Genomic DNA, 4447 nt, shown 5'->3' on the forward strand with positions numbered 1-4447 from the left:
TTGCTGCACTACGCCACGGGCATCGGCTTTGGCAAGATCTTCTTTGTGCTCAACCTGCCGTTTTACTGGCTGGCGCTGCGCAAGCTGGGCCGGGCGTTCACGGTCAAAACTTTCATCGCGGTGCTGCTGTTGTCGCTGCTGACCGAGCTGCAGTCGCAACTATTGCAGTTTGCGCAGCTGCAGCCGCTGTATGCGGCCATTGCGGGCGGGCTGATCACGGGAACGGGCTTCCTCGTGCTGTTCCGCCACCGCTGCAGCCTGGGCGGCGTGGGCATTGCCGCGCTGTACCTGCAGGACCGCTACGGCTGGCGCGCGGGCAAGGTGCAGATGGCTGTGGACTGCGTCATCGTGCTGCTGGCGCTGTGGACGGTGGAGCCCCTGCGCGTGGCCTGGTCCATTGCGGGTGCCGTGGCGCTCAACCTGGTGCTGGCCATGAACCACCGGCCGGGCCGCTACATGGCGGTTTAGGGTGGTGTAGTACTACGACGACACCTGCCAGCCCAGCCCGCTGTGCAGCCGCTGCTCCAGCGCCTCGATGGGCACGGGGCGGCTGAACAGGTAGCCCTGCCACAGCGTGCAGCCGTGGCGCTCCAGAAACGCGCGCTGCGCCTCGGTCTCCACCCCCTCGGCAATCACGTCGATGCCCAGGCTCTGCGCCATGCCGATGATGGTCTGCACTATGAGCGCGTCGGTGTGCTGGATGCCGATGTTGCGCACAAAGCTCTGGTCGATTTTGAGCTGGTCCAGCGGCAGCCGCGTCAGGTACGACAGCGACGACTGGCCGGTGCCAAAGTCGTCCATCGAAAAGCGCAGGCCCAGCGCGCGCAGCGCGTTCATCTTGGCAATGGTGTCGTCCACGTTGTCCAGCGCCAGGCTCTCCGTCAGCTCCAGCTTCAGGCGGTCGGGCCGCGCGCCGGTCTGCCGCAGCACGGCCACCACCTGCTCCATGAAGTCGGCCTGGCGGAACTGGCGCGCGCTCACGTTCACCGCCAGTTGCAGGTCGGCCGTGGCAGGGTGGTCCTGCCAGCGGCGCAGCTGGCTGCAGGCGGTCTGCAGCACCCACAGGCCGATGGGCAGGATCAGCCCGGTCTCTTCGGCCAGGGGGATGAACTCGAACGGCGGCACCATGCCGCGCGCCGGGTGGTTCCAGCGGATCAGTACCTCGGCCCCCACCACATGCTTGCCGCAGCCCACCTGTACCTGGTAGTGCAGTGTGAACTGGCCCTGTTCCAGGGCCGTGCGCAGGTCATTCTCCAGCGCCGCGCGGGCAGTGACGGCGGCCTGCATGCGCGGATCAAAAAAGCGGATGCCATTGCGCCCGGCGGTCTTGGCGGCATACATGGCCAGGTCGGCGTGTTTGACCACATCTTCCACCGTCTGCGCCTGGCCGCTGAACAGCACAGCGCCCACACTGGTGGTGCTGTGCACATGGTGTGATGCGAGCTGGTAGGGCTGGTTGAGCGCGGCCAGAATCTTTTCGCCCACCATCTGCGCCTGCTCGGCAGCGTCGGTGGCGAGGGCGCCCAGGTCTTCCAGCAGCACCAGAAACTCGTCACCACCCAGCCGCGCGACGGTGTCACCTTCACGCACACAGGCCGTCAACCGCTGGGCCACCTGCTGCAGCAGCACATCGCCCATGTCGTGGCCCAGGGTGTCGTTCAGGGTCTTGAAGTGGTCCAGGTCCAGGCACAGCAGCGCCCCTTGCAGGCCCGCGCGCGCACTGGTGGCAAACGCCTGCTGCAGGCGGTCCATCATCAGGCGGCGGTTGGGCAGGTGGGTGAGCGGGTCGTAGAACGCCAGGTGCTCGATCTCCCGCGCCGCAGCCGCGCGCTGGGTGATGTCATTGAGGGTGGCGACATAGTGCGTCAGCACCCCGTGCTGGTCCGTCACGGCGGTGATGGCCATGAAGTGCAGGTTCACCTCGCCGCTCTTGCAGCGGTTCCACAGCTCGCCCTTCCACTCGCCGGTGCTGGCCAGGCTGGCCCACATGGCATCAAAAAATGCCTTGTCATGGTGGCCCGAGGCCAGCAGGCTGGTGCGGCGGCCAACCACCTCGTCGGCGTTGTAGCCGGTGATGCGGCTGAACGCGCGGTTGGTGCGCAGGATGAGGGTGTCCGCGTCTGTGACGATCATGCCCTCCTGCGACTCGAACGCAATGGCGGCGATGCGCAACTCGTTCTCGTCGCGTTTGCGGGCGGAGATGTCCTTGCCCACGCCCCGATAGCCACAAAACACACCGTCTTCATCAAACACGGGCGTGCCGCTGATGGACACCCAGTACGAGCAGCCCTGCTGGTCGCGGCGCTCGAACTCGAAGTCGCGGAACTCCTGGTGGCGCTCCAGCAGCGCGCGGTGCTCTTCCCACAGCGCGTCGCTCATGCCCGGTGCAGCCAGCTCCCAGCGCGTCTTGCCCATGTGCAGCGCGGCCTCCTGCACCAGCCGGTCATCGGCCCGGCCTTCCACATGCGTGAGGCGAAACTGCGCGTCCTGCTCCCAGTACCAGTCGGACGACAACGCGGTGAGGGTGCGAAAACGCGCCTCGTTGTCCTCCAGCTTACGGCGCACGCGGTAGGACTCGCTCACGTCGCTGAACACCAGCACCACCCCCACGATCTGCCCCTGGGAGTTGCGAATGGGAGCGGCGCTATCGGCAATGTGGTACTCGGCGCCATGCCGGGCCTGCAGCGTGATGTGGTTGCTCAATGCCACCACTTGGCCCCGGTCCATCACCAGCTGTACCGGGTCCACCTGCGGCTCGCGGGTACCGGTGTTGATGATGCGGAACACCTCGGGCAACGGCTGGCCCATGGCCTGTGCCAACGGCCAGCCTGTCAGGCGCTCGGCCACCACATTCATGCGGGTGATGCGGCCTTGCGCATCGGTGGCGATCACGCCATCGCCGATGGAAAGCAGCGTGATGGCCAGGTTTTCTTCGCTCTGGCGCAGTTCGGCCTCGGCTTTCTGTCGCGTCAGGGCCATACGGTCAAAGCGGCGGCCCAGCTCGGTCAGCTCCTGCAAGCCCGTGGCGGGAACGCGCGATACATAGCGCCCCTCGGCCAGCTCGTCCGTGGCGTGCATCAGGCGCCTCAGGGGCCGCATCACGCCGCGCCGCACGCCCACCTGCGCCACGGCAAATGACAGCACCAGGCCACCCAGCAAGAACGCCATCTCGGTCCACATGCGGCTGTTGGCCGCGGCGTACAGGTCGTCCAGCGGCACGGCCAGGCTCATGGTGGCCACCGGTTTGCCGCCTGCCTCGATCAGCGGCTGGAACACCACCAGCTCGGGCGCACCATCAGGGCGGTACCGCTGGCGCTGCCCCTGGGGCGTTTGCAGCACCAGGGCGCGGAACTCGGCATCGGCAAACGGTGCCCCCAGCTCGCTGGCATCGGGCGGGTAGCGCGCCAGCACGCGCCCGTCGGGGTCGGACACCCGGGCCACCGCGCCGTCCGGCAGCCCCAGGTCGGTGAGCCGCCGGCTCCACCACTCCAGCGACACCACCGCCACGGCGGCCGCCACCACCTCCTGCGTGCCGGGCGGTATCACCGGGTAGGCAAAGTTGACACTGGCCACCTGGGCAGCACGGTCCACCTGGAAGCTGCCCACCGCAAAGTCCCGTCCCGAAATCGTCTGCTGAAAATATGGGCGGTTGGCAACGTTGACAGGCGCCTTGAGCGGACGCGCATTGCACAGCAACTCGCCGTCCGCCCGTGGCACGCCAATGTTGACGTAGGTGGCATTGAGCGACAGCACTTCGGCCAAGTAGCGCCCGCACTGGGGCGCTGAAGGGTCGTGCACCTGCGGCATGGCGGCCAGCTGCTGCAGAAACTGGCGGGTGTTCTGGATCAGCCGCTGCTGGGTGCCAGCCACCGACTGCAGGGTCTGCAGCGCGCGTTCTTCGGCCGCAGCAATCGCGTCTGTGCGGTGGGCCCGTGCCTGGTACACCACCAGCAGCACCGCTGGCAGCGTGGCCCACAGCACCAGCCAGCGAATACGCGCGGACAAGGTGCTCCACATTCCAGCGACCCATGAGGGCATACCGACCTTTCTGTGCAAGAGAAAGAACGCTTGAGCACATATCTGCCGACAGCCGCTGACAAACGGGCAGACATGTTTCGTCACATGTTACTGCCCATGGTCGGAAAAGGCATTCACGATTTGCGCAGGGTTGCCCGCAGCGCCAGAAAGGGGTTACCTGCGGAACCTTGAGCGGCTCCGCCGTATCATTGAAAGATGCGTCGCGGCTTTTTCTTCCTGCTGATGGTGGTGCTGGTCCTTCGGGGCCTGACGGGCACGGCCATGGCGGCAGGCATTGTGGCTCCGCTGCTGCCTGCAGGCGCCGCGCAGCATACCGAGGCCCATCAGCCTACGGCGGAAGGCATGGTCCACGACCACGACCATCCCCACGATCATTCCGCAACCCTGGCGCAGGCCGAGGGCCTGGCAC

At 66.7% G+C, this 4447-nt stretch carries 3 protein-coding genes; 2 read left to right on the plus strand and 1 reads right to left on the minus strand.

Features of this window, described 5'->3' with window-relative positions:
* On the plus strand, window positions 1-468 hold a 468-nt coding region (locus DBR23_RS20865; RefSeq protein WP_108499473.1), incomplete at its 5' end, for a YitT family protein.
* 12 nt (window positions 469-480) lie between these two features.
* On the opposite strand, the gene DBR23_RS20870 is transcribed toward DBR23_RS20865, so the two are convergent.
* Window positions 481-4005 (minus strand): EAL domain-containing protein, encoded by a 3525-nt coding sequence (locus tag DBR23_RS20870; protein ID WP_233250626.1) that lies wholly within the window; start codon window positions 4003-4005, stop codon window positions 481-483.
* A gap of 228 nt (window positions 4006-4233) precedes the next feature.
* Here DBR23_RS20870 and DBR23_RS20875 point away from each other — a divergent pair.
* Window positions 4234-4447, plus strand: a 214-nt coding sequence (locus tag DBR23_RS20875; RefSeq protein WP_199227763.1) for a hypothetical protein, incomplete at its 3' end; no start/stop codon positions are given.

Source organism: Acidovorax sp. HMWF018 (assembly GCF_003061035.1).
Lineage (GTDB): Bacteria > Pseudomonadota > Gammaproteobacteria > Burkholderiales > Burkholderiaceae_C > Acidovorax > Acidovorax delafieldii.